At 60.9% G+C, this 22968-nt stretch carries 25 protein-coding genes; 8 read left to right on the forward strand and 17 right to left on the reverse strand.

The window, feature by feature from the left end; translation table 11 throughout:
* Nucleotides 1–41: 41 nt before the first annotated feature.
* The 5 genes from KUW67_RS12885 to KUW67_RS12905 form a co-directional block, all read right to left on the reverse strand.
* A complete protein-coding gene (locus tag KUW67_RS12885; protein ID WP_224825729.1) occupies nucleotides 42–590 on the reverse strand; it encodes a pyridoxamine 5'-phosphate oxidase family protein in 549 nt (182 codons plus the stop codon).
* Entirely contained in the window at nucleotides 583–1638 is a 1056-nt protein-coding gene (locus tag KUW67_RS12890; RefSeq protein ID WP_224825730.1) for a lipocalin-like domain-containing protein, read from the reverse strand. The genes KUW67_RS12885 and KUW67_RS12890 overlap by 8 nt, the downstream gene beginning before the upstream one ends.
* The gene (locus tag KUW67_RS12895) at nucleotides 1628–4018 is read right to left on the reverse strand and encodes an ABC transporter permease (RefSeq protein ID WP_224825731.1); all 2391 of its coding nucleotides are present in this window, start codon (nucleotides 4016–4018) and stop codon (nucleotides 1628–1630) included. The genes KUW67_RS12890 and KUW67_RS12895 overlap by 11 nt, the downstream gene beginning before the upstream one ends.
* On the reverse strand, nucleotides 4015–4671 hold the full coding sequence (locus KUW67_RS12900) for an ABC transporter ATP-binding protein (protein ID WP_224825732.1): 657 nt from the start codon (nucleotides 4669–4671) through the stop codon (nucleotides 4015–4017). The genes KUW67_RS12895 and KUW67_RS12900 overlap by 4 nt, the downstream gene beginning before the upstream one ends.
* A 63-nt stretch (nucleotides 4672–4734) precedes the next feature.
* The gene (locus tag KUW67_RS12905; protein WP_224825733.1) at nucleotides 4735–5862 is read right to left on the reverse strand and encodes a CaiB/BaiF CoA-transferase family protein; all 1128 of its coding nucleotides are present in this window, start codon (nucleotides 5860–5862) and stop codon (nucleotides 4735–4737) included.
* A gap of 243 nt (nucleotides 5863–6105) precedes the next feature.
* Here KUW67_RS12905 and KUW67_RS12910 point away from each other — a divergent pair, with 243 nt between their 5' ends.
* Both KUW67_RS12910 and KUW67_RS12915 read left to right on the forward strand, forming a co-directional pair.
* Nucleotides 6106–7158 (forward strand): YeeE/YedE family protein, encoded by a 1053-nt coding sequence (locus KUW67_RS12910; protein WP_224825734.1) that lies wholly within the window; start codon nucleotides 6106–6108, stop codon nucleotides 7156–7158.
* Nucleotides 7159–7311: 153 nt separating this feature from the next.
* On the forward strand, nucleotides 7312–8172 hold the full coding sequence (locus KUW67_RS12915) for an MBL fold metallo-hydrolase (RefSeq protein ID WP_224825903.1): 861 nt from the start codon (nucleotides 7312–7314) through the stop codon (nucleotides 8170–8172).
* 51 nt (nucleotides 8173–8223) lie between these two features.
* Here KUW67_RS12915 and KUW67_RS12920 read toward each other — a convergent pair whose 3' ends face one another.
* Complete coding sequence (locus KUW67_RS12920; RefSeq protein ID WP_224825735.1) at nucleotides 8224–8649, reverse strand: DUF302 domain-containing protein; 426 nt, start codon at nucleotides 8647–8649, stop codon at nucleotides 8224–8226.
* Between the two features lie 123 nt (nucleotides 8650–8772).
* On the opposite strand from KUW67_RS12920, the gene KUW67_RS12925 reads away from it, so the two are divergent.
* The gene (locus KUW67_RS12925) at nucleotides 8773–9219 is read left to right on the forward strand and encodes a universal stress protein (protein ID WP_224825736.1); all 447 of its coding nucleotides are present in this window, start codon (nucleotides 8773–8775) and stop codon (nucleotides 9217–9219) included.
* Nucleotides 9220–9262: 43 nt separating this feature from the next.
* Here the strand turns inward: KUW67_RS12925 and KUW67_RS12930 are convergent, their stop codons facing one another.
* From KUW67_RS12930 to KUW67_RS12980, 11 genes are all read right to left on the reverse strand, one after another.
* Nucleotides 9263–10528 (reverse strand): NAD(P)/FAD-dependent oxidoreductase, encoded by a 1266-nt coding sequence (locus KUW67_RS12930; protein ID WP_224825737.1) that lies wholly within the window; start codon nucleotides 10526–10528, stop codon nucleotides 9263–9265.
* Nucleotides 10529–10559: 31 nt separating this feature from the next.
* Nucleotides 10560–11264, reverse strand: a complete 705-nt coding sequence (locus tag KUW67_RS12935; RefSeq protein ID WP_224825738.1) for a c-type cytochrome — start codon at nucleotides 11262–11264, stop codon at nucleotides 10560–10562.
* Between the two features lie 3 nt (nucleotides 11265–11267).
* Nucleotides 11268–12314, reverse strand: coding sequence for a c-type cytochrome (locus KUW67_RS12940; protein WP_224825739.1), 1047 nt, complete (start codon nucleotides 12312–12314; stop codon nucleotides 11268–11270).
* Nucleotides 12298–13572, reverse strand: coding sequence for a sulfite dehydrogenase (gene soxC / locus KUW67_RS12945; protein ID WP_224825740.1), 1275 nt, complete (start codon nucleotides 13570–13572; stop codon nucleotides 12298–12300). Before soxC ends, KUW67_RS12940 begins: the two co-directional genes overlap by 17 nt.
* Nucleotides 13573–13590: 18 nt before the next feature.
* A complete protein-coding gene (soxB, locus tag KUW67_RS12950; protein WP_224825741.1) occupies nucleotides 13591–15285 on the reverse strand; it encodes a thiosulfohydrolase SoxB in 1695 nt (564 codons plus the stop codon).
* 122 nt (nucleotides 15286–15407) lie between these two features.
* Complete coding sequence (gene soxA, locus KUW67_RS12955) at nucleotides 15408–16265, reverse strand: sulfur oxidation c-type cytochrome SoxA (protein ID WP_224825742.1); 858 nt, start codon at nucleotides 16263–16265, stop codon at nucleotides 15408–15410.
* A gap of 28 nt (nucleotides 16266–16293) precedes the next feature.
* Nucleotides 16294–16623, reverse strand: a complete 330-nt coding sequence (gene soxZ, locus KUW67_RS12960) for a thiosulfate oxidation carrier complex protein SoxZ (protein WP_224825743.1) — start codon at nucleotides 16621–16623, stop codon at nucleotides 16294–16296.
* Nucleotides 16624–16647: 24 nt separating this feature from the next.
* Nucleotides 16648–17070, reverse strand: a complete 423-nt coding sequence (soxY, locus tag KUW67_RS12965) for a thiosulfate oxidation carrier protein SoxY (RefSeq protein WP_224825744.1) — start codon at nucleotides 17068–17070, stop codon at nucleotides 16648–16650.
* Between the two features lie 26 nt (nucleotides 17071–17096).
* Nucleotides 17097–17576, reverse strand: coding sequence for a sulfur oxidation c-type cytochrome SoxX (soxX, locus tag KUW67_RS12970; RefSeq protein WP_224825745.1), 480 nt, complete (start codon nucleotides 17574–17576; stop codon nucleotides 17097–17099).
* Between the two features lie 122 nt (nucleotides 17577–17698).
* On the reverse strand, nucleotides 17699–18277 hold the full coding sequence (locus tag KUW67_RS12975; RefSeq protein ID WP_224825746.1) for a thioredoxin family protein: 579 nt from the start codon (nucleotides 18275–18277) through the stop codon (nucleotides 17699–17701).
* 18 nt (nucleotides 18278–18295) lie between these two features.
* Nucleotides 18296–19036, reverse strand: a complete 741-nt coding sequence (locus KUW67_RS12980) for a cytochrome c biogenesis CcdA family protein (protein WP_224825747.1) — start codon at nucleotides 19034–19036, stop codon at nucleotides 18296–18298.
* A 65-nt stretch (nucleotides 19037–19101) separates the two neighbouring features.
* On the opposite strand from KUW67_RS12980, the gene KUW67_RS12985 reads away from it, so the two are divergent.
* The 5 genes from KUW67_RS12985 (at nucleotide 19102) to KUW67_RS13005 (ending at nucleotide 22948) form a co-directional block, all read left to right on the forward strand.
* Nucleotides 19102–19476 (forward strand): hypothetical protein, encoded by a 375-nt coding sequence (locus KUW67_RS12985; protein WP_224825748.1) that lies wholly within the window; start codon nucleotides 19102–19104, stop codon nucleotides 19474–19476.
* The gene (locus KUW67_RS12990) at nucleotides 19473–19964 is read left to right on the forward strand and encodes a heme-binding protein (RefSeq protein ID WP_224825749.1); all 492 of its coding nucleotides are present in this window, start codon (nucleotides 19473–19475) and stop codon (nucleotides 19962–19964) included. Before KUW67_RS12985 ends, KUW67_RS12990 begins: the two co-directional genes overlap by 4 nt.
* Nucleotides 19965–19975: 11 nt before the next feature.
* A complete protein-coding gene (locus KUW67_RS12995; protein WP_224825750.1) occupies nucleotides 19976–20314 on the forward strand; it encodes a helix-turn-helix transcriptional regulator in 339 nt (112 codons plus the stop codon).
* A gap of 37 nt (nucleotides 20315–20351) precedes the next feature.
* A complete protein-coding gene (locus KUW67_RS13000; protein WP_224825751.1) occupies nucleotides 20352–21407 on the forward strand; it encodes a YeeE/YedE family protein in 1056 nt (351 codons plus the stop codon).
* Between the two features lie 239 nt (nucleotides 21408–21646).
* Entirely contained in the window at nucleotides 21647–22948 is a 1302-nt protein-coding gene (locus tag KUW67_RS13005) for a TolC family protein (protein WP_224825752.1), read from the forward strand.
* Nucleotides 22949–22968 lie beyond the last annotated feature (20 nt).

Consider the following 22968-nt stretch of genomic DNA (forward strand, 5'->3'; position numbering starts at 1 on the left):
GGGCGAAGTCGAATTGGTTATTTGCGCTGCAGTGAAAGGGTTTAGGGAGCGATCCAGTGGCCTTGCCAGCTTGGGGCGGCAAAACGCGCACGCCGGTGCAGGTCGGAGCCGAGATGGAGAGTTTCAATCTCGGTGATGTGCAGGGTGATCGTGGTAAAGTCATCCCGGTTCGGTGCCGGATCGTGGGCGTCTGGCCGAGGGATTTCGTGGCCGGGCGCAGGGGAGCCACCGTAGGCGCGTTGCGCATTTTCCGGGATTTGCGCCCATTTTTCTGCGTCGGCATGGGTGAGCGTCGCCGTGCAGCGCAGGCGGATTTGCAGGTTGGCCTTGGCGTCCCAGATGTGAAGCGCCGCATTTGGATTTTTGGTTAACTCAGCGACCTTTAAGGAGCGGCGGTCGGTGTGAATCTCGACGGTTTTTGCGTTTGGATCGACAGCGCGCAGCACGACAGTGCGGGCTTGAGGGCCCATGTTGCCGACTGTGGCAAGCGTCGGATTTCGGGTTGCGGCACGGCGATCCTTGGTGCCGCGGGCAAGGCGTTGCCAGACTTGGGTGAGGGTGCTGTCCAACTGGTGGAAGGGATCACTCATAGCCGGTCATTTCCAGATAGCCGACGCCCGTATGCGAGCCGGTGAAGCGGAGTGGGCCTTCCCAATAAGGGAAAAGCGTGTCCATCCAGCTTTGGGGATTGGTCGGTTTTGTCGTGATGTCGATGCCGTGTGCGGGAAGCTGAACCCGCCATTCGGTTGGGATTTGGCGGCCTGCGACATCCGTTAAGGTTAACGGCGTTAAGGTTAATGCGCCGTCGCCATAAGGTGTGGGGGTTCCGTCAGAGGTAATATAGGTGGCAGAGGTGAAGACCTCGCTGGCGCTGCGCAGGCCAAAACCCATGAGTTTGGCGCCGTCTTCGAAATGCAACGAGAACCAATCCCAGCCGGTTTGATCTTCGGCCAGCGGTTGCGAGGACCATTCGCGGTCGAGCCAGGCATTGCCTGTCACGCTGACCGTGCCGCCTGGAAGCGTAAGTTCACCGGAGACCTCGTAGAAGGGTTGGGAATAGTAATAGCTGGCTTGGCCGGACGCGGATTTGACCGAATAGCCGCGGTCGCCTTGGAAGACGAGGGGGCCTGCGGCGGTCAGATCGAGGGTGTAGGCGGCCTCCATCCCGCGGGCAGTTATGGTTAACGCATCAAGTTGGTCGCCCGCTTCCGCCGTGCTCGTCATGGACCAGTCGTCTATCCAGGCTTCAAACGGGTTTGCGACAACACCGGCCTGGCCGATCCCGCCGCGCGCCAGGCGTTCAGCGACAAAGTGACGGTCGGGTGTCGTGATGCCCGCGTGGCCCATCCAAAGCTGGGGGGCATCCCAGCCGGATCCCGCTTCTGGTTGGAGGGCCGAGCGGAAAAGGGTCCACTGGACACCGTAGTCGAGGCCGTCTTCGCCCTCCAGCACAGCGGTCAGATACCACCATTCGATGCGGTAGTCGGGATGTGCGCCGTGGTCGTTTGGAAAGGTTAATTCGGTGCCTTGTTGAGGGATCGCAAAGCCTTCCGCATCGGTGCCGAGACCGGCGAAGCCTTGAGCCGAAAGGGCGGTGGCCCAGAGCCAAAGCAGAAGGGCGAGGGGGCTAACGTTCATGGGCGAACACCTTGATGAGATCGGCGGCGGGACGGGTCGCAAGGCGGCGTGCTGGCCAAGCTGCGGAGAGCGCCGCGGCGATGAGGGCTGCCAGAAAAAGGCCGATCCAGTCGCCGGGAAAGAGCGTCATGGGCAGGCGCCAACCGAAGGCTTCGACGTTGACGATGGCAAGCAGAACCCAAGCAAGGGCGAGGCCGACGGGAAGGGCGATGAAGGCGGTGAGCGCGGCAAGGATGACAGCGCGAAGCAGCTCAAGCCGGGCTAGTTTGGCGCGTGTCAGCCCCATCGCCCAGACGGGGGCAAGCTGGGGCAGGCGCATGGTGGACAAGGTTAACAGGCTGGTCAAAAGAGCCAGTGCCGCAACGCCAAGTGTTAACACATTGAGGGCGCCGGTGACGGTGAATGTGCGCTCGAACACGTCGAGGGAGAAGGCTTTGATCGCGGCTTGATCGCGGATATTTCGGGCTGGAAGACCTGCATTGGTGAGCAGGTTTGTGACGTCTTCGATCCGGGTTTCCGGCAGGCGAAGGGCGAAGTTGAGGCCATTGATCGCGACGTCTTGCTCGCGGAGTTGAGCGAGGGATAGAATGGCCTCGCCACGAGGATTTCCGTAATCGGAATAGACACCGAGGACCGGGAATTGGGCAGCGCCGAGGGTCACGGGATCGCCGGGCGCGAGATCTTCGCGCAGGCTGAGTTGCTCGTTTATCAGCGCGCCATCGCCTGCGGCGAGGCGGTCCCAGACGTCCGGCGTGGCGGCCAGAAGCGGCCAGTTTTCGCGGTAGGTGACATCGTCGATGATACCGTAAATCTGGCCGGGTGCCCCTTCGATTTGCGCGTCAATGTAGCGGATTGGCAGGATCGCATCGACTTGACCGTCGAGCAATCTGGCAAGGTCTTCAGCCTCGGTTTCATCGCGCGCGGTAACGTAGAGTTGCGCGGCCAATCGCTGGTCGAGCCAGCCGGTAAAGGTCACGCGAAAGGAACTGACCATCGTGCCGACGCCGATATTCGCGGCCATCGCAAGCAGCAGCGCCATGAGCGCAAGCGACAGACCGGGCACCTGTTGGCGGGTGTCGGCGAGGGTCCAATCCGACAACGCGGTCCGGCTGAATTTCGAAGCAAGATTGAGAGCGAGATGCAAGAAGAGCGGAAGCGTGAGAGCGGCTCCGACAAGCAGGCATCCAAGCAAGACAAAGCCGATGGTAAGGCCCGAGCCATAAGTGGCGAGGAGGGCTGCGAAAACGATTAAGCCTGCGCCAACAAAGGCTTGGCGCTTGAGAGATTTCAGCGAGGCTATGGCCCAAGCGCGGGGTTGGGCTGGTGCCAGAATTGGCAATTGTGCGGTCCGCCAGAGGCTTTGCGCGCCCGCCACGGCGGTGCCGAGAAGGGCGATGGCGAGGCCGGAGAGCCACCACGCAGGATTCAGGGTGAGCACGCCTGAGACTTGGGCACCGTACAGGCCGCGCAGGGTCGCGGCGACGTCGGGCAGCAGCGCGGCAGCAACGAGATAGCCAAGCGCGACACCGAGCATTCCGGCGATGAGGGCGAGGCTCAACAGCTCGGTTGCCAGAAGCGTGAGCAAGGTGGATTTGCGCAAGCCAAGGGCGCGGAGTGTGCGAAACAGGGGGCGACGTTGCTCGAACGCGAGGCCGATGGCGGCATGGACAATGAAGAGGCCGACGCCAAATGAAAGCAGACCAAAAGCGGTCAGGTTCAGGTGGAAGCTGTCGGTCAGGCGGGCGATATCATTGCCCTCGTCCGGCGCGACGAGGAGGAGGTTGGGCGCAACCTCGGACAGCGGAAGCAGGTTGATCGGTTGCGCTGGCGCGAGGATCAGACGGGCGAAACTGTCGGTCTCAAGCAGATCGGCAGCGGTGCTGAGATCGGTGATGATAACGCCGGGGGTCAGCGTTTCGGTGGCGCGGACGGCAGGCAGCGTGTCGGGGATCTGGGCGGCCGTGTCTGGGTGGGCGAAGAGGAGGCCATCCAGAATGAAACTCTGCAGATCGCCGTCACCGGACAGATCAACAGGGGCGCTTTGCGGCGGTGTCGTCAGCGGGTCAATTCCGATCAGACGGACCCGACTTCCGTTAAGGTTAATGGCGCCGTCCATAACGGGGGAGACCAACCAGCCAGCACGACGGATCGCGATATAGTCGGAGAGAGGGATAGTGCCAGCGCGCGGCTCTAGCCGTTGGAGTTCGTCCTGACCGAGGATCCCGGCGGCGCGATCATAGCTCGCGCGCGCCTCGGTGTTGATTGCCTGAACGCCAGACCACAGGGCCGTGGCGAGCGCGAGGCCCAGCACAAGGCTGACCAACTGGATCGGGTGCTTGCGCCAATGCGAGATCAGGGCGCTGAAGGCGGCGCGCCTCATGGGCTGACCTGACCGTGGGACAGATGCAGACACCGGTCGAGCTTTTCGGCTTGGCGCAAGGAATGCGTGACCATCAGCAGCGCGGCACCGGTGTCGCGAACGCCGCTCATCAAAAGATCAAGCACCGTGTCAGAGCTGTCTTCATCAAGGTTACCGGTGGGCTCGTCCGCCAGCACCAGTTTCGGGCGCGCGGCGAGTGTGCGTGCAATCGCAACGCGCTGTTGCTGGCCACCAGAAAGCTGCTCAGGATAGCGGGTCAGGTGACCGGCAAGACCCAAACGGCGCGCCAATTCCGAACACCAATCGGCATCGGCGCGCTCCGCAAGACGGGCGTGAAAGGCGATGTTCGCCGCTACGTCCAGCGACGGGATCAGATTGAACTGCTGGAAGATCACACCAATCTCGCCCCGCCTCAAATCGGCGCGGGCGGCATCATCCATTTGCGTCAGATCGTGGTTCTGAAAGCGGATCGCGCCGCTATCGGGCGCGTCCAGACCGGCCACCAGGGTTAACAACGTGCTCTTGCCAGAGCCGCTTTCGCCGGTCAGCGCAAGGCTGGCGCCCGCATCCAGTGACAGCGATACCTCTCGCAAAACGGTCTGAACGCCGTCCTCGGAAGGGTATGTTTTAGTTAAGTTTTCGACCTGTAACACGGCTTTTTCACGCCCTTTTCAACCTGCCATATCACTTAGGCCGGGTTGGCGTGGGGTGAAGCCCTAGTCTTCCTTTGTCTCCAAATACCTAACTGGCAAGACAGGGGCCGTGCGCGCCAGGCTCAACTCGGCGTCCGAGAACCGCCAAGGGCCGCGCACACCGGGGACGCCATCCGGGGTGATCTGAAGGCCGCGATGCTGCACTTGCGGGTTGTCGAAAACCTGCGCGATATCGTTGATCGGACCAGCAGGGACGGTGGCCGCATCACATGCGTTTAGCAGTTTTGTGGCGGGCCATTTGGAGGTTTCGGCCTCAAGGGCTGTTGTCAGCGCGTCTCGGTTTTCCACGCGCAGCTGGTTGCTCAGAAAGCGCGCATCCTCGGCCAGACCGGGGCAGCCCAGCAGCCCGCAAAACCGCTGAAATTGGCCATCATTGCCGACAGCGGCGATGATATGGCCGTCGGCGGTCGGCAACACTTGATAGGGTGCAATATTGGGATGCGCGTTGCCCTTACGCTCTGGCGCGGTGCCGGTGGCGAGGTAATTCATCGCCTGATTGGCCAAAAGCGCGGTGGCGCAATCCATCAGCGCCATGTCGATATGCTGGCCTTTTCCGGTGCGGTGGCGTTGCTCCACCGCGGCGAGGATACCGGTCGTGGCATATAGGCCAGTGACGATATCGGTGACGGCGACGCCGACCTTCTGGGGCTGCTGGTCGGGAGCGCCGGTGATCGACATGAGGCCGGAAAGCCCTTGGATCATAAAGTCATAGCCCGCGCGATCAGCATAGGGGCCGTTCTGACCGAACCCGGTGATGGAGCAGTAGATCAAGCGCGGATTCAGGGCGCTGAGAGACGCGTAATCAAGGCCGTATTTGGCAAGGCCACCGACCTTGAAATTTTCGATCAGGATGTCGGCGTCTTTGACCAGATCGCGTAGCTCGGCCTGACCTGCGTCTGTTGAGAAATCAATCACGAGCGAGGTCTTGCCCCGGTTGCAGGCGTAGAAATAGGCGGCACTTTTGTCACCATCCCGCTCGATAAAGGGCGGACCCCAGCGGCGGGTGTCATCCCCTGCGGGCGCTTCGATCTTAAGGACCTCCGCCCCCAGATCGGCCAGCGCCTGCCCTGCCCAGGGGCCAGCCAGAATGCGGGCGATTTCGATGACTTTAAGACCGGCGAGAGGGGACATAGGCGTGCCTTTCCTGTGATGGGCTGACCTGAACACAGGGGCGCAGGCAAGGAAAGGTGCAAAAAAGGACCATATGGTTCGGCGGGTCAAAGAGATGCCGGTGCGGTTTTCTGCGGTGCAGAAGGTGCGGAACGCTGTCTTCACCTGGGTGGATTTGACGGAACGATGTTCTATCTCGCCCGTTTGCACCCCATAGAAAGATGTGGTGAAAGCCGACGCTGCTGCCCGTTTAGGAGATATCCGATGTTTGCCGATCTCAATCTTGGAGACATGACCCCGCTGACCGCCTCGATTCTGTTGGGCGCGGTGCTGGGGCTTTTGTTCGGTGCACTCGGGCAACGGTCTCGCTTTTGCATCCGTCGCGGCCTGGTGTCGGAAAGCACCGACCGTCGGCAAGCTTTTGGCACATGGATTATGGCGCTGGCGACAGCGCTTCTGGGCACGCAGGCGGCTGTCGCTGCCGGGCTGATTTCCTTTGCAGGTCATCGGTTTATGGCAGACTCGTTGCCGTTGGCCTCCATCGCGCTGGGCGGGTTGGTGTTCGGCGCAGGCATGGTCCTGACGCGGGGCTGTATCTCGCGCCAGACGGTGCTGTTGGGCACGGGCAACACTCGCTCGCTGATTGTGATTGCTGCCTTTGCGCTGGTCGCCCATGCGACGCTCAAGGGCGTGTTGGCACCGGTGCGCACAGGCGTCGGGTCGCTGACGGTGGATCGTGGGATCACCTCTTTCGCGGGGCTTCCCGGCGGCGCAGCACTTTGGACCGCCGTTCTGGCAATCGCGGCTTTTGGCATCGCGGCGCGGTCCGGCGCGAAGTGGCAGCACTTGGCCATGGGCGGAGCGATTGGCCTGTTGATCCCGGCAGGCTGGGTCGGCACGGGCTTTGTGCTCTTTGATGATTTCGATCCGATTGCGATGCAGTCGCTGTCGTTTACGCTGCCTTGGGCGGACACGCTCTTTTGGACCATTGCAAGCAGCGCTATTCCGGCGGGCTTCGGCGTGGGTCTGACTGCGGGCGTGATCGGCGGCAGCCTGATCGCCGCGCTGGTCGCGCGCGAGTTCGCATGGCAGGGTTTCGAGACACCGCGTCAGACGGGCCGCTATTTGCTGGGTGCCTCGCTGATGGGCTTTGGCGGCGTTCTGGCGGGCGGTTGCACCGTGGGCGCGGGCCTGTCCGGCACAGCGACGCTCAGCTTTGCGGCCGCGCTGGTGCTGGTCTTCGTGATCGTCGGCGCGTTGCTGGCAGATCGCGTTTTGACGGGCGCGCAAGGGGCTGTGGCGGTTCCGGCCGAATAAGCCTTTTCATTGACTTGAGACGCGCTTTCGCATCTTATTCAAGAAGTTGAATGGGAGGATGGGGTGCGGATTTTTCTAGGCGCATGCGCGTTGGCTGTTGCGGGTTTCGCGGCACAGGCGAGCGAGGATATCGCGGATCAGTATCCGGGCTCGATGCTGTATCAAAAGCCGGTCGAGGTGATCCCCCATGTGTTTTCGGCCATCGGGGCGACGGCCCCGCCGACCTATGAAAACTCCGGCCATAACAATAACCTGTCCTTCATTGTGACCGGAGAGGGCGTTGTCGTTATCAATGGCGGCGCAGCCTATGGTCTGGCCCGCGCTTTGCATGACGAGATCAAGGGGATCACAGATGAGCCGGTGGTTCTGGTGATCAATGAAAACGGGCAAGGCCATGCGATGCTTGGCAACAATTATTGGGCCGAACAGGGCGTTCCGATTGTCGCCCATGTCGATGCGGCTGCGGAGTTCGCGGCATACGGACCGCAAATCCTCGAGAACATGAAGCGCTATAATCGCGACAAGTCCGAGGGCACCGAACTGCAAGGCCCGACCGAGACGTTCGAGGATGTCTATACGGTCGAGCTGGGCGCGTTTCTGATCGAAGCGCGCTATCTGGGTCCGGCCCATTCGCCCGGTGATATCGTTGTCTGGTTACCGCGTCAGAGCATGGTGATTTCAGGCGATGTCGCATTTCACGAACGCATGCTGCCAATTTTCGAGCATACCTACACTGCCGAGTGGATCGAGACGTGGGACACCGCGTTCGAGCCGCTGGGCGCGACCTACGTGATCCCCGGCCACGGGCATCCTACGAATATGGATCAGGTGCGGCGCTACACGAAGGATTACCTTGTCTATCTGCGCGAACAGGTGGGTGCGCATCTTGAAGCAGGGGGCGGGTTGGAAGACGCCTATTATGTCGATCAAACACCCTACACCCATCTCGACACGTTTGAAGAACTGGCCACGAAGAATGCAGGCCGGGTGTTTGAGCAGATGGAGTTCGAGTAAGCGCTGGAAGACTTTTCTAAAAAGTCTTCTGAAAACTTTTAGGGCTGGCGGCTATTCAAGCGCCTTCTGAACGATGCTGTCCAGCGGGGCCTGCACCTCTTGCATCGGGCCTTCGGGATAGTGGCGATAGCCGATCTCGACGCTGCCGTCTTTATCGGTCACGAAAATACCGTAGGGGCAATGCGCGATATTGGCAGGGTCCGCCTCCATCACTTTGCGCGACAGCGTTGCCGAGCAGAACAGAAAGATGTCAGCCGCCGTGAAAAGCTGCACATCGCTGCCCACATCCGCGCCGGTGCGGTTCAGCATCTCGCCCGTATGGGAGACATAATCAATCACCAGACCCTGGCCCACAATTGCGCTTTCCACGGCGAAGGTGGCGTCGTCGAAACTGCCCTCGAACGGGTAGGTCGTGAGGCCGTCCGCAAAGGCCGGAGCGGCGGCCAGGCAAAGCGCTGCGATGAGTTGGGTTTTCATGAGATATCCTCCTGCCCGCCACCATGACGGCCCTGCGCTGATGCGACATTGACGCAGGTCAAGTCGCCGCGCGGGCTTTGTCTCTAGGCTGGGTGCCACATTTCACATGAGGGAGGAGAGACGATGTTTGGGAAGATCGTGATCGGGTTGGATGGATCGGAACAGTCAGAGCGCGCCTTGCGTCTGGCGTGCGATCTGGCAGGTAAATATAGCTCTGAGTTGCATCTGGTACACACGCCCCAGCCGCATACGGTTGCCTTCGCCATGGGCGCTGTGGCGGGCTATCACATGGCGACCACCATGCCGTCCCAGGAAGAGGTCAAAGCGGCGGGCGAGAAGATTTTCGACGCCGCGCGCGCCATTGCCAAAGAGATGGGGCAGAGCGTCACCCAGACCCATATGGAGATGGGCGATCCGGGTGATCAGATCATCGCCACCGCCAAAGAGGTGGGCGCAGATCTGATTGTCACCGGGCGGCGCGGGCTGGGCTCTGTGGGATCGTTGTTGCAAGGCAGCACGACACAGCGGGTGAACCATCTGGCAGAATGTGCTTGCTTGTCAGTGATTTAAAAAGAGGCGGGGCGCGCGCATGTGTTGCGCCCCGCGCTTTGGTTTAGCCGAACATGTCGGACGTGATGCCTGCATACCATCCGAGGCTTTCCTCGTAGGTGGCTTTACGCAGCTCGTCGCTTTCGCCGGTCTCCGAGATGAAGCCATCGACCTTGGCGATTTTCTCGTCCGTGGCCTCGTAGGTGGCGCCGACCTTCACACCGTCATTGGTGTCGATCAGCGACCAGCAGGTGTTCGAGAACTTGGCCGGGAACACCCGGCTGTCTGTCAACGCACCGCGCACGGCCATTGCAGCCACTTTCGCTTGTGAATTGGCCGAGTAGCCGGATTTTGGCATGTCGCCCTGACTGGACGCGTCGCCCAAAATGTGGATGTTTTCATCCATCCGGCTTTGCATCGTCGCGGGCACAACCGGTGCCCAGTTGCCCTCGGTCAGCCCTGCGCGTTCCACAATCAGGCCTGCTTTCATCGCAGGGATCACATTGGCAGCGTCAACCTTGGTAGCCTCCCCGTCGATTACAACCTCCATCGTGTCGGGGCGCACTTCGACATTGCCGCCGCCGAAATCCGAGCCGATCCAGTCGATCATACCTGCGTAATGGTCGTTCCAGCCTTCCTGGAACAGCGCCATTTTCGAGAACTTCTCTTTCGGGTCCGCGACGATGATCTTGGCGGTCGGGTTCACCTCTTTCAGCAGGTGCGCAACCATCGAAATCCGCTCATAGGGGCCGGGCGGGCAGCGGTAGGGGTTGGGCGGGGCGACCATCGCAAACGTGCCGCCTTCGGGCATCGCCATGACCTGCGCCTTGAGCAGTTCAGCCTGCGTGCCGCCCTTATAGGCATGCGGCATGACATCTTGCGAGGACTGGTCCCAGCCCGCGACAGAGCCGTCGACAAAGTCGATGCCGGGCGACAGGATCAGCCGGTCATAAGGAACCGATCCGCCGCCTGCCAGCGCAACCGTCTTGGCATCGCGGTCCACATCCACGGCCCAGTCATGCACGACATTGATGCCATATTCTGACGCGAGCTTGCCATAGGTGTGACCCAGCGAGGACATCTCCTCAAAGCCGCCGATATAGAGGTTCGAGAAAAAGCAGGTGTAATAGGCGCGGCTTGGCTCGATCAGCGTGACGTCAATCGCGCCTTCGCTGTCTTTCGCGATATAGCGGGCCGCCGTTGCCCCGCCCGCGCCGCCGCCGACCACGACGACGCGCGGTTTGCCTTGGGCCGTGGCCAAAAGCGGGGCGGATAAAGCCGCCGTGCCCACAGCGGCGGTCCCGATAAAGGTCCGTCTGTTGAAAGTCATTTTAGGTCCTCCCATTGAAAATGAAGCCCCGTTAGTCGAGGTCTTTGAAATAGGCCGCAAGCGCGGCGATCTCTTCGTCGGACAGGCGTCCGGCCTGCATCTGCATCACCGGGTGCGGGCGCAGCTTACGTTTATAAGCATGCATCGCCACGACGAAATCGTCCACAGGCCAGCGCGTAATCGACGGAATGCCCGCATCTGATCCATCTTGCTGATGGCAGGTCTTGCAATCACTGGCGAGGTATTCGCCGTAGGCCACATCGCCCTGAATGGCGAGAACCTCTGGCGGCAATTCGACTTCCGAGGGCCGCGCGGTGGGTTCGGCCTCTGGCAGATCGGCGGGGTTGTCGGAGTAAAGGCGCAGATAGGCCAGCACGTCTGCGCGCTCTTGCGCGTTGTCCCAACCGTCAAAGCTCATCCGTGTGCCTGAAACCAACGCGCGGGGGTTCTCGATATAGGCATCCAGCGTGCGCAAATCCCAGATCAGACCGTCCGCGCCCATGCGGTTCAAGCCGTCGGAATAGTAAAACCCGTCGATGCTGCCCGCCGCGCGACCGAAAATACCGTTCAGATGCGGGCCGATGCCACTTTCAGCGTCTGCGCCAACCTCATGGCAACCCGAGCAATAGCCAAACAAAACGGCGCCGTTTTCCGCATCCCCGATCTCATCCGCGCAAAGGGCACCTGCCGCGAAGATCACGGCCAGTGCGAGGGAGGATCTTGCGGTGCGGGTCATCGGCTACTCGGCGTGGCTTTTGAGATATTCGATCACGGCCTCCAGATCGCTTTCCTTGCGGAAGCCCGCAAAGGACATCTTGGTGCCTTTCATAAACTCACGCGGCTTGGTGAGGAAGGCGGTCATGTTGGCTTCATCCCAGACAAGACCCTCTTCGGCCATGGCTTGCAAGGCTTTGGAGTATTTGAAGCCCTCCGCCTGACCGGCAGCAGCCCCCATGATCCCGTTCAGCGCAGGACCGGTGCGGTTCTTGGCGCCGTCACCCACCTGATGGCAGGCCGAGCATTTCTTGAACGCTTTTTCACCGGCGGCGACCAGTTCCGGGTCCAGCGCTGCGACGACAGGCGCTTCCTGGGCAGGCGCGTCTTCGGCCACTGCGGCGACTTGAGTGCTGTCTTCCACCTGCGCGGCGGCTTCTTCTTCGGCGGTCTCCTCAGGCGTCACATCAACCACAGAGGCGCGCATCGTGATCTCGACACTGTCTTTGCAGTTCTCCATGCAAGGCTCTTTGCGCCAGATCGTGTATTCGGTTTCGGCCCGGTCATCGACGATGAAGCCGCCTTCGTTATACATCTCGAATTCGGCGAAGTTTTCGTCGCTGAGCACGAAATCATCATCCACCATGTCGTTGGAATAAAGGATATAGGCGACGATGGCATAGACCTCATCGGGTTCCAGTGTCTGCGCGCCGCCAAACGGCATGGAGCGGTTCACGTAGTCCCAAACGGTCGACAGATGTGGCCAGTAGGAGCCGACGGTCTTGACCGGGTCCTTGTCGGCCAGCGTGTCAAAGCCGCCTGCCAGAACGGGCCAGTTGTCCACGCCTTCCGCGAAATCGCCATGGCAGACGGCGCAGTAATCCGCGAACACTTCCTCGCCGGTCCAAACATCGCCAGAGCCTTCGGGCAGCCCTGCGCCGCCGGGGCGAATATCGACGTCCCAGGCCTGGATTTCCTCGGGCAGGGCTTCGCGGCCCAACCCGTAGCCTTCGGCAAAAACCGGGGTGGCCAGAACGCAGGTCGCGACGGTTGCTTTAAGAAACTTCGACATTTTCAGCCTCCCCATCGGGTGTGATGTGCCATGTCTGGATGCAGTTGTTGTGATAGATCGAGTTCTCGCCCCGCACTTCGCGCAGCTGGTCTTTGGTCGGCTGGATATAGCCAGTCTCGTCCATCGCGCGGGCTTGCAGCAGCCAGTCCTCGCCGTTCCATTCGGTATCCAGATAGAAGCGGGTGAGGGCTTTGCTGTCTTCCTCGGCCTTGCCCAGACGCGCGGTCTCCCACGTGATGCCGCCGTCTTTGGAGACATCGACGCGGGTGATCTTGCCGTGGCCGGACCATGCCAGACCCGTGATAACCAGCGGGCCTGCGCCGTGGGTGATGGGCGCTTGCGGGCTGGGCGAGGTGATGACGGATTTTGCGTCCATCACCCATGTCCACTTGCGCGCGGTGCCATCGGCCAGAACGTCAGTGTATTTCGACGTCTCCTCACGGCTTTCCACGGGGCCGTCCATCACTTCGATCCGGCGGAGCCACTTGACCCACATGTTGCCTTCCCAGCCGGGAACGACAAGGCGGACCGGGTAGCCGTGCTCCTTACGCAGTGCCTCGCCGTTGGCCTTGAAGGCGACCAGAACGTCGTCGAGCGCTTTTTCCATCGGGATCGAGCGTCCGTTCGACGACGCATCCGCGCCTTCCACGTAAACCCATTTGTCGGCCAGATCGCCAGCCGCATCGAGGCCGGCCTCTTCCAGCAGGGTGCGCAGCGAAACGCCGGAGTACTCCATGTTATGGATCATGCCGTGGGTGAACTGCACGCCGTTCAACTGCGCGCCCGCCCATTCCATGCCGGTATTGGCCGCGCATTCGCAGAAATAGACGTGGTTTTCGCGCGGGAAGCGTTCCAGATCGGCGTAGGTGAAGACCAGCGGGGTATCCACCAGACCGTTAATCATCAGCCGGTAGTCTTCCTTGCGCAGCTCGATGGCACCCGAGTGGTGCCGCTCGAACGCGCAGCCCTGGGGCGTGATCGTGCCATCCAGCGCGTGAATCGGCGTGAAGTTGATTGACGAGATCGGATCGGCGGTCAGCCACGGCACATTGCGCCGCACCACGTCGCTTTCAAACTCGATCGGCAGGCCGTAAGGCGTCTCGTCCACGCCCTCACCAAGGCCCGACGCCCAGCTTTGGACCTCGGTAATCAGCGGATCAGGTGTGCCTGCGCTGGCGGCTGTGGCCGCACCGCCTGCGAGGGCGGCGGCGCTGCCACGCAGGAACGCGCGGCGGGAGGTTTGGGTCGGATCGCTCATGGTCGGGTCCTCCGGGGGTTAGGTGCCGACAACTTTGACCGACTGGTTCGGGTCAATGTTGATCGTGTCTTGTTTGCGGATGTGGGATTCGACGACGTCCCAGATGGGCGGGCCTTCGGTGCCCTCGTTCACAGAGGCCCAGCCAGAGACGACATAGGTCTTGGCGGGGTCAATCGCCTCGCCGGTTTTGAGGAGGGTCATATCCGTGATCCGCTCCCCTTGTTTTTTCGAGATATCAATGCGGTAGCCCATGCCGCCAACCCGCACCATATCGCCGCCCTGCTGATAATAGGGGTCGGGATTGAAGAGGTTGTCGGCCACATCTTCGAGGATCACATGCAGGAATTCGCCGGTCATTTCTGACCGATACGCGTTGGGGTAGGACATGGCGGTCGCGTTGAAGATATCCTCGCGGGTGATGTCCTGACCGGGCAGCACGGATGCACCCCAGCGGAAGCCGGGGGAGAGCGCGATATCGGCTTCGCGTTCTTCGATCAGGGCGTTGCAGATCAGGTCATCCCACGTGCCGTTGAAGTTGCCGCGACGGTAGAGCAGGCTTTCGGTCTTGCCGATCACCTCGGTCAATTCGGCCTCGTAAGGCGCGCGTTCGGCATTCACGAGGGCGGTCATTTCGGGGTCCGGTGCGATCACGTCCGAGAAGATCGGGATCAGCTTGTGGTTCACCGATTTCAGTTCACCGCCCTGAACGTCCAGATCAAGGCGCGAGACGAATTTGCCGTGGCTGCCCGATGCGATCAGGAAGGTGTTGTTGACCTGAAGCGGTTCGGGCAGGGCGTCGTGGGTGTGACCGGTCAGGATGATGTCGATGCCGTCCACATCCATCGCTAGCTTGCGGTCCACGTCAAAGCCGTTGTGGCTGAGCAAGACGACCAGCTCGGCGCCTGCATCGCGCGCTTCCTGCACAACCTCGGCCATGTTGTCCTGACGCACGCCGAAAGACAGGCCGGGGAACATCCAGCCGGGATTGGCGATGGGCATGTAAGGAAAAGCCTGCCCGATCACGGCGATCTGCACGCCGCCGCGTTCGAACATCTTGTAAGGCTCGTAGGCGCGTTCATCCCATTCGGTGTCGAAGATATTGGCACCCAGGAAGGGGAAATTCAGTTCGTTTTCAACGATCTCTGTGACGCGGTCGATGCCGAGGGTGAATTCCCAGTGGCTTGTCATCGCGTCCACACCCAGCGCGTTCATCGCGTTGACCATGTCCTGACCGTTCGTTTTCAGCGCCGTATAGCTGCCCTGCCACGTGTCGCCGCCATCCAGCAGCAACGCGTCCGGGCGATCCGCACGGATCGCTTTGACCACGGTCGAGATGCGGTCCATCCCGCCCACGCGCCCATAGGTCTGGGCCAGCGCGGTGAAGTCGTTATAGGTGAGCGCGTAATCGGCGGGGGAGCCGGTTTCGATATTGTAGCGCTTCAGGAAATCAGCGCCCGTCAGATGCGGCGGCTGGCCCTCGGCAATGCCGACGCCCAGATTGATCTCAGGCTCGCGGAACCAGACGGGTTTCAGCTGCGCGTGAATGTCGGTGATGTGGATCAGCGTCACGTTGCCCGAGGTGTCGAACTCAAGAAGCTGGTCCTGGGTCAGCGCCTGCTGGGCGGCCAGACGAGACCAGTTGCCAAAGCCCGAGAGGCCCACGATGGCCGAGCTTGCCATGGCCACCTGCATGAAATCGCGCCGTGAGATCATCTGTGTCGTCCTTTTTTGCCCATTTATGACCGCGGTTATAATCGCGATTATATGCGCGTTCGTGAATATTTCAGCGTAAAGAAAACCCGCGCAAAGAGCACCTTGCGCGGGTTCGGAAGTGTTTAGTTTCGCACCGACGGGGCTTCGACCGACAGGCCGTTGCCACGGGATGCGACATAAAGCTCAAGTGCTACAAACTCAGCCGAGCCGGGCTTGTAGGTTTCCGCCCGCGTGTCGCGCACACAGCCTTTGAAACGCGCGTGTGCCGTGTTCAGCTTGGCGTTTTTCAGACGGTAAACAGGAAAGCCATTGATCTGACCCTGAGACAGGTGGTCTGCGCGGATCATGTTGCCGTAATTGTCTTCGTGGCAATTGGCGCAGCTCAGTTCAAGCTGACCCGTGCGGGTGTAATACAGCTCTTTGCCCGCTTCCCATGTGGCTTGAACCGGGCCGTCGATGGCGACGTTGACCGGAAGACCACGCGACTGCACCGAAATCAGCGCCTCCATGTTGGCCATCTGGCCCGAGGTGTAGCCGTATTTCTCGGCGCCCATCTGGTTTTCGCGGCAATCGTTGATCTGCATCGCAAGGGTGCGGACCTCACCGGCCTCTTCGTTCCACTTGGGGTAAACCGCGCGGACACCGGCCATGCTGTCTTCGACGTTTTCATGGCACGACGCACAGGATTTTTCAGCCGATCCTGCAACTTCGTTCCACTGATCCATGCCTTGATCCACAAAGATCATGCCGGGATTGTCGAAATCATCCATCTGCAATTGCTGCGTCTCATCCGAGCGGAACACCCAGCCCGAGATGATCTCGTCCAGGTTTTCCGTATGCTCTGGCGCGGCCGTGCGCGTGACCATTTCGATCTCGCCATTGACCACCAGATCGGCGGATTCGTCGGCGGTGGCTGCAAACGCCAGACCTGTTGCCAAGGCGATGGCGGTCGTGGCGCGTGTGGCTGCTTTTATTGTCATTTATTATCCTCCCTTGGTGGTGCCAGCTTTAGCTGACTTCCACCGACTTTGCCTCTTCGTAGACAGAGCCATCATCGTCATACCAGGTGAACTTGAATTCACCGCTCTCCGGCACAACCGCTTCAAATTCGAAGAAGGGGTTGGTCGAAATTGCGGGCTCAAGCACCACGTCGATCACGTTTTCACCGTTAAAGTCACAGGTGAACCGGTTGATGATCGAGCGCGGGATGGGGTTGCCGTCGCCGTCTTTGCGCTGGCCGCTTTCCATCTTGTGGCTGATGAGCGTCTTGATCGTGATCGTCTCGCCGGCGGATGCCGTCTTGGGGACTTTCACGCGAGGTTTTACACCGGATGCCATTGTTGTGGTCTCCTTCTTTCGCTTTTAGCCGCCGCAGCCGCCGATTGTGACTTTCACCTCTTGCGAGGCCTGAATGAAGCTGCCGTCCGCCAGTTGCGCCACGGCGATCACGTCTTGCGTGCCTGCCAGACGAATGCGGGTGGAGGCGGCGTGCGAGCCTGCCAGCTTGCCGAACTTGAACGTGGCGACAGCCGGGGTGGGGTTGCCAGCGGCATAGACCGCAATGGCGACGGCACCGGGGGCGTTCACCTCAATCGGAACGGTGTTGCCGTTCTCTGCAATCTCGGGCGCGGTCAGCGTGATGTCACCGGAGCCTGCTTCGGCACCGCCTGTGAACTCGGCAATCGCCGCGGTGGCATCACCGGCTGCGAAGGCCGCTTTCGGCAAGGTCAGGAACGCAGCGGCGCCAAGGCCCAGGGCCAGGGTATCGCGTCTTGAGAGCGTCATTTTGATCTCCTCTTGATCGGTGTGATCTATTCTTCTTTGAGCGTCATCAGATAGGCGACGACGTCTTCAATTTCCTGCGCGGTCAGGATCGGGGGAAGCTCCCCCTCTGCCGCTTTGCCGGTGTAGCCATCACCAGGACGGACAAAACCGGTGCCTTTATAAAAGGCAGGCATCATCGTGCCTTCAAAGGTCATCTTGGCGTTGGCGACAAGCCCGCGCAAATCTGCCTCGGTCCAGCGATCAGCCGCGCCATCAAGGCTGGGGCCAACTTCGCCGTGGAATGGCACATCGGCCAGTGCCGAGACCGCGTGACACGCAACGCAATTGCCCTTGGAGCGGGTAATCATCACGTTGCGACCGTTTTCAGCGTCTCCCGCAGTCCCGGTCAGGGACGTCGGGATGGCACCATATTCATCAAATTGCACGTCGTTGGGTGTGACCGGGTTGGCCAGGGCCGCTCCGGCGGCCAGCGCGACGGCGGCGAGTGTTGTTGTCGTGAGCCGCATGTTTCCTCCCATTTGGCGACGGGGTTGGTCCCCGTTTGGCTTTGTATACCGTAGCGCACGATTTCGTGAGCGATCAACAATAATATTCGCTTCCTTGAATGAGTGCGCGGTTGCGTCGCGATTCAGTCAAACGAACCGTCGCCGCGTTCCTGAATGCGGCGGGCGTGGTAACGCTGAAAATCTTCCCCGTTATCAAGCTCGTAGCGCTTCTCGTTGACCCATGTGAACATATCGAGCGTGGTGCCCGCCCCAAAAGCCCCCGGCATCATGGCAACGGCAGCGGATTGGGCTGTGGCGTCTTCTGGCACCTCTTCCGGCATGAAGAGAATCGTCGGCGTGAAAAGCATCCCCCACTTGCGGGCCATGTTCTTTTCACTCAGCACCTCGCCATCAAAATCGGTCACTTCGATGTCGCCATGCAGGTTGAGTTGCACCACGAAGAAGTTGTCGGTGATGTAAGAGGCCAGTTCCGGCTTCGGGAACGTTTCGTTGTGCATCTTGGTGCAATAGATGCAGCCGCGCTGCTCGAAGATCAGCGCAAGCCGTTTGCCTTCGGCATTGGCGTCGGTTAGATCCTCGCGCAGATCTTTGAACGTGTCGCGCATCCATGCGGTTTTGTGCAGCCCGTCATCGCCCAGCTCTGCTGCGGTAGCGGGCAGAGCGAGCGCGACAAGCATCGCAAAGGTGGTGAGCAGTTTCATGAAAAAGTCCTCCCAAGGTTAGCCGACAGCGCCGAAGGCCGGAAAGACCTCCAGCATCCAGAAGGCGAGGCGGTTGATGGTTTCGGTGCCGATCATGATCCCGAAGATGATCAGCAGAACGCCCATGATCTTTTCCATCATACCAAGGTAGCGACGGAACCGGGCCATGAAGCGCATGAAGGGGCCGACGAACATTGCCGCCAGCACGAAAGGCGCGGTCATCCCGACGCCGTAGACGAACAAAAGCCACGCGCCGGTGGCGGCGGTGTCGGCCCCGGCGGCGGTAAACAGGATCGCGGCCAGCACCGGACCGACGCAAGGGGTCCAACCGAAGGCGAAGGCGAGGCCAATGACGAAAGCGCCTAAATATGAGGCATTTGTCGTGTCTCCGGCGTCCGCGCGGAACTGCCGATAGAGAATGCCTATTTTTAAGGCACCCAGAAAGTGCAGCCCCATGGCGATGATGATCGCCGCCGCGACCCATCGCAGGATGTGGAACCAGTCGCGGACCAATTGGCCAACGGCATTCGCAGTGGCCCCCATGGCCACGAAAATCGCGATCACTCCGGCGGCGAAAAAGAGCGATGAGATCACAGCCCGCCGCTTGACCGCTCCCGTGATCGGGGCGTCCGCGCTGATCTGGTTCATGCCGACGCCTGCGAGGTAGGACAGGTAGAACGGCACAATCGGCAGGATGCAGGGTGACAGGAACGACAGCAGCCCTGCGATCAGGGCTCCGGCAGCGGAGATATCCATCATTTTCTTGCGCTGCCCCCCGTTCAATTCATATATTCAAATTAAGTTGTATAAAGGCGGCGCGTCAAATGCCACGTAAATTACTGATTTCATGTGTGTTTGCGCTGGTTGCTTTGGTGTCGCCCGTTTTGGCCGAGCCGTTCAAACTGGTCATGGTCGAACAGGTTGGCTGCCACTGGTGCGAGAAATGGGACGCCGAAGTTGCCCCGGAATACCCCAAAACCGCTGAAGGTCAGGCCGCCCCGTTGGAGCGTGTGATGATCCGCATGCTGCCGCTGGACGGGCTCGAGACGACCTCCCGCGTGGTCTACACGCCGACGTTTTTGCTGGTGCGCGACGGGGTCGAACTGGCCCGCATCGAAGGCTACCCGGGAGAGGATTTCTTCTGGGGTCTGCTGGCGCGCATGATTGATGAAAATTCCGAAGGAGCCCCCCAAGGATGAAAAAGCTGATTTTGGCCGCTTTGCTGGCCGCCTCTCCGGCGTTGGCGCAGGACGACAGCGCCTTTGTCGAGTTCAAGGTGATGAAACCCGAGGTTGCGATGCGCGCCGCGGTTGCAGCGATGGAGTTCTGCCGGGGTGAAGGCTATCAGGTGGGCGTGTCCATCGTGGACCGCTTCGGCATCCCGCAGGTCTTTGTGCGGGACCGGTTTGCGGGGCTGCATGTTTATGAGACGGCAGAGCGCAAGGCGTGGACCGCCGTCAGCTTTCGCACGTCGACCACGGCTTTGGCCGAAGAAACCCAGCCTGAGAAATCGCCTTACGGTATTCGTTTCCTCAGCAAAGCGTTGCCCTTGGGCGGTGGTCTTCTGATCGAAGGGGACGGCACCATTCTGGGGGCAATTGGTGTGTCGGGCGCGCCGGGGCCGGATCTGGATGACGACTGCGCCGAGGCCGGAATTGCTGCCATCGAAGACGAGATTGCATTCTAGAGGATAACCCCATGGGACTGCCAGTATTTGATGAAACGCTGCCCAAGGAAGAGCTGGACCGCATGGCGCAAAGCGCCCAGAACGCGGCGAATTTTCTGAAAGCGATCAGCCATGAAGGCCGCTTGATGATCCTGTGCCATCTGGTCAGCGGCGAGAAATCCGTCACCGAGCTGGAGGAGTTGCTGAGCGCGCGTCAGGCGGCGGTCTCGCAACAGCTATCGCGCTTGCGTCTGGAAGGGCTGGTGACACCCCGGCGCGATGGCAAAACGATTTACTATTCGCTGGCGGATGACCGCCCCCGTCAGGTGCTTGAGGTGGTCTACGACCTGTTCTGCAAAGACTGCCCTTAACGCCACCTGACACGCGACCGGAGGGGAGGACGGGCGCATGATTGATCTTTTCTCGGAACCGCTTTGGGTGGCGCTGATCGGCCTTGCCGGCGGCATCATGCTGGGGCTGGCCGCGCGGCTGGGGCGGTTTTGCACCCTCGGCTCGATTGAGGATTTCCTGTACGGAGGCTCCGATATCCGTTTGCGCATGTGGCTTGTCGCGATCGGTGTCGCCATGTTCGGGGTGCATCTGCTGATGGCGCTGGGGCTGGTGCCTGTTGCGTCAATTTTTCAGCTGACGGCAGCTCCGCCCCTGATTGGGGCGGTGATCGGCGGGCTGATGTTCGGCTATGGCATGGCGCTGTGCGGCAATTGCGGCTACGGCGCGTTGGCGCGGCTCGGCGGCGGCGATTTACGGTCCTTCGTGATCGTCGTGGTCATGGGCATCGCGGCCTATGTCACGCTGTCCGGCCCGCTGGCGCATCTGCGCATCTGGGCCTTTCCACCCGTCATCAGCGCGCCGCGCGGCTACGCGTTTGCGCTGGGCGACCTGGTGGGGATGGGCGCGGCCCTTGTAGGTATGGCGCTGGGCATTGGCCTTTTGGGCGCGGCTTTGATCAGTCGGGCGTTTCGGGCCGCGAAAGCCAGCGTTTTCTGGGGCGCCGTCGTGGGGCTGGCCATCGTTTCGGGGTGGGTTGGAACGTCGTGGGTCGCCACGCAAGGCTTCAACGGCATCCCTGTCATCTCGCACAGTTTTGCTGCGCCCGTGGGCGAGACGATCCTTTTTGCGATGACGGCGTCGGGATCGGCGTTGTCCTTTGGCGTGGGCTCTGTCGTGGGGGTCTGGGTCGGGGCCTTTATCGGCTCGCTCATCAAAGGTCATTTCCGCTGGGAGGCCTGCGAGGACCCGCGCGAATTGCGCCGTCAGATCATCGGCGCGGCGATCATGGGCAGTGGCGCTGTGATCGCAGGGGGCTGTTCGGTCGGACAGGGCATCACCGGATTTTCGGTGTTGTCGCTGGGCGCGCCCCTGACTTTTCTGGCGATCTTTGCCGGGGCGGCTTTGGGTCTCAAGCAACTGATCACCGGCTTTGCCTTTGGCCAAAACGGATAAGCATCGCCGTCTAATCGTAGGGAATCGCACTCTAATTTGCGGTTCACCGTCAAAAAAACGCTAGAGATTTAAGGCGAAACGCGGCATAACTGATCTCAAGATACCCCAATAAGCGAAAAATCGCAGGGGAAAGCGGCAGCATAAGCCGTGATATATTGAGGCTAGGCGGTACGAGTATGACCCTCAGGAAGACAGTCCACAGATGGACTCCGCGCGCAGTTTTGCGGGGCGGAGCTGCGATGGTTTTGGCCCTCTCGGTTGCGGGATGCCTGGGGGAAACAGGGTTAACGGAGGCGGGCGAAACGGTGTCGCGGATGGCCGCAAAGCCGATCGCGGCGGTGAAGAACCTGACCGCACCTGATGATGCGGCGATGGGCGCCGAAGAAGCGCAATCGGAAACGATCCTGACCTTGCAAGCGCGTCGGTCGATCCTGCCTGCGGGCAGTTCTTACGCGCGGATCTCAGACGCAGTTCTAGCCGCAAATTCCCGCGCGGCGGAAGCGGAATTGCGCAGCGCACGGTTGCGGGCGCGGGCGGCGTCCAAGAACTGGTTGCCGAGCATCGGGCCGTCGATCTCGCTGACGTCTTTGGGCGATGTGGTCACGCAGCTTTTGTTGGAGCAGGTGTTGTTCGATCACGGCCGCAAGAAGGCCGAACGTGAGTTTGCCGCCCATGATGTGGAGGTGGCTGCGGCCGATCTTTCGATTGATACAAATACTCGTGTTTTCAGTGCTTTGTCACTTTATCTTGATGCACAAACGGCGCGTGCGCGTGAGCAGGTGATGGTGCGCCGTCAAAGTCAGTTGCGGCGGTTCGAGGATATCGTGCGCCAACGCGTTGACGGCGGTGTGTCGGATCTGTCGGACTTGCGCGTGATGCAACAAAAGCTGGCCGAGCTGGACGCGGAAATCAAGAACGAGCGTGAGCGTCAGGTGACCGCTCTGGCGGAACTGAACGCCATGAGCGCGCGGGATATTCAGGGTGTGGATGGTGTGACGTCTTTGGCCGTGCCGCGCGGTGAGCGTGCCCTGTCGGTGGTGCGTGCGCAAGCTGAGGCGGACCGCGAAGTGGCGCAGGCCAAGATCGACCGGGCGGGCATCCTGCCGGGTCTGACTGCGCGTGGCACGGTTGACGAGAGCGGCACCAGCGGAGAGTTAACGGCAGGCGGTGACGGGTTACTGAATATCGGCATGGGCGCGAACCTGAAGGCGCTGGAAGCCAAGCGTGAAGCGGCACAGCGCGAGGTGAGCCAGGCGGAGGAAGATGCAAACCGGCAATTGCGGCGCTTTGAGGCGCAGCTTGCCTCGCTGGAACGCCAGCAGGCAGATGCGGCGGCGCTGACTGCGCCCGCGCGCGCCAATTTTCAGCTGTTTCAAGAGCAGTTTCAGGCCGGGCAACGCACGATCATGGATGTGGTGAACACCTATGAGGCGATGATGCGGCTGGAGCAGGATCAAGCGAGCCTGCCCTATGACATTGCCCGCGTGAAGCTGGAGATCGCGCGTGATCGCGGCGTTCTGGCCGATGGGGGTGACGTATGACCGACGCACCCCACGGCAAG

It is taken from the genome of Cognatishimia sp. MH4019 (assembly GCF_020177595.1).
Classification (GTDB): Bacteria; Pseudomonadota; Alphaproteobacteria; order Rhodobacterales; family Rhodobacteraceae; genus JAHTBL01.

Excerpts from the sequence above, each read along its gene's own strand:
- KUW67_RS12885 (WP_224825729.1), bottom strand. The coding sequence starts at position 590 with ATGAGTGATCCCTTCCACCAGTTGGACAGCACCCTCACCCAAGTCTGG.
- KUW67_RS12890 (WP_224825730.1), bottom strand. The coding sequence starts at position 1,638 with ATGAACGTTAGCCCCCTCGCCCTTCTGCTTTGGCTCTGGGCCACCGCC.
- KUW67_RS12895 (WP_224825731.1), bottom strand. The coding sequence starts at position 4,018 with ATGAGGCGCGCCGCCTTCAGCGCCCTGATCTCGCATTGGCGCAAGCAC.
- KUW67_RS12905 (WP_224825733.1), bottom strand. The coding sequence starts at position 5,862 with ATGTCCCCTCTCGCCGGTCTTAAAGTCATCGAAATCGCCCGCATTCTG.
- KUW67_RS12910 (WP_224825734.1), top strand. The coding sequence starts at position 6,106 with ATGTTTGCCGATCTCAATCTTGGAGACATGACCCCGCTGACCGCCTCG.
- KUW67_RS12915 (WP_224825903.1), top strand. The coding sequence starts at position 7,312 with ATGCTGTATCAAAAGCCGGTCGAGGTGATCCCCCATGTGTTTTCGGCC.
- KUW67_RS12920 (WP_224825735.1), bottom strand. The coding sequence starts at position 8,649 with ATGAAAACCCAACTCATCGCAGCGCTTTGCCTGGCCGCCGCTCCGGCC.
- KUW67_RS12925 (WP_224825736.1), top strand. The coding sequence starts at position 8,773 with ATGTTTGGGAAGATCGTGATCGGGTTGGATGGATCGGAACAGTCAGAG.
- KUW67_RS12930 (WP_224825737.1), bottom strand. The coding sequence starts at position 10,528 with ATGACTTTCAACAGACGGACCTTTATCGGGACCGCCGCTGTGGGCACG.
- KUW67_RS12935 (WP_224825738.1), bottom strand. The coding sequence starts at position 11,264 with ATGACCCGCACCGCAAGATCCTCCCTCGCACTGGCCGTGATCTTCGCG.
- KUW67_RS12940 (WP_224825739.1), bottom strand. The coding sequence starts at position 12,314 with ATGTCGAAGTTTCTTAAAGCAACCGTCGCGACCTGCGTTCTGGCCACC.
- soxC (WP_224825740.1), bottom strand. The coding sequence starts at position 13,572 with ATGAGCGATCCGACCCAAACCTCCCGCCGCGCGTTCCTGCGTGGCAGC.
- soxB (WP_224825741.1), bottom strand. The coding sequence starts at position 15,285 with ATGATCTCACGGCGCGATTTCATGCAGGTGGCCATGGCAAGCTCGGCC.
- soxA (WP_224825742.1), bottom strand. The coding sequence starts at position 16,265 with ATGACAATAAAAGCAGCCACACGCGCCACGACCGCCATCGCCTTGGCA.
- soxZ (WP_224825743.1), bottom strand. The coding sequence starts at position 16,623 with ATGGCATCCGGTGTAAAACCTCGCGTGAAAGTCCCCAAGACGGCATCC.
- soxY (WP_224825744.1), bottom strand. The coding sequence starts at position 17,070 with ATGACGCTCTCAAGACGCGATACCCTGGCCCTGGGCCTTGGCGCCGCT.
- soxX (WP_224825745.1), bottom strand. The coding sequence starts at position 17,576 with ATGCGGCTCACGACAACAACACTCGCCGCCGTCGCGCTGGCCGCCGGA.
- KUW67_RS12975 (WP_224825746.1), bottom strand. The coding sequence starts at position 18,277 with ATGAAACTGCTCACCACCTTTGCGATGCTTGTCGCGCTCGCTCTGCCC.
- KUW67_RS12980 (WP_224825747.1), bottom strand. The coding sequence starts at position 19,036 with ATGATGGATATCTCCGCTGCCGGAGCCCTGATCGCAGGGCTGCTGTCG.
- KUW67_RS12985 (WP_224825748.1), top strand. The coding sequence starts at position 19,102 with ATGCCACGTAAATTACTGATTTCATGTGTGTTTGCGCTGGTTGCTTTG.
- KUW67_RS12990 (WP_224825749.1), top strand. The coding sequence starts at position 19,473 with ATGAAAAAGCTGATTTTGGCCGCTTTGCTGGCCGCCTCTCCGGCGTTG.
- KUW67_RS12995 (WP_224825750.1), top strand. The coding sequence starts at position 19,976 with ATGGGACTGCCAGTATTTGATGAAACGCTGCCCAAGGAAGAGCTGGAC.
- KUW67_RS13000 (WP_224825751.1), top strand. The coding sequence starts at position 20,352 with ATGATTGATCTTTTCTCGGAACCGCTTTGGGTGGCGCTGATCGGCCTT.
- KUW67_RS13005 (WP_224825752.1), top strand. The coding sequence starts at position 21,647 with ATGGTTTTGGCCCTCTCGGTTGCGGGATGCCTGGGGGAAACAGGGTTA.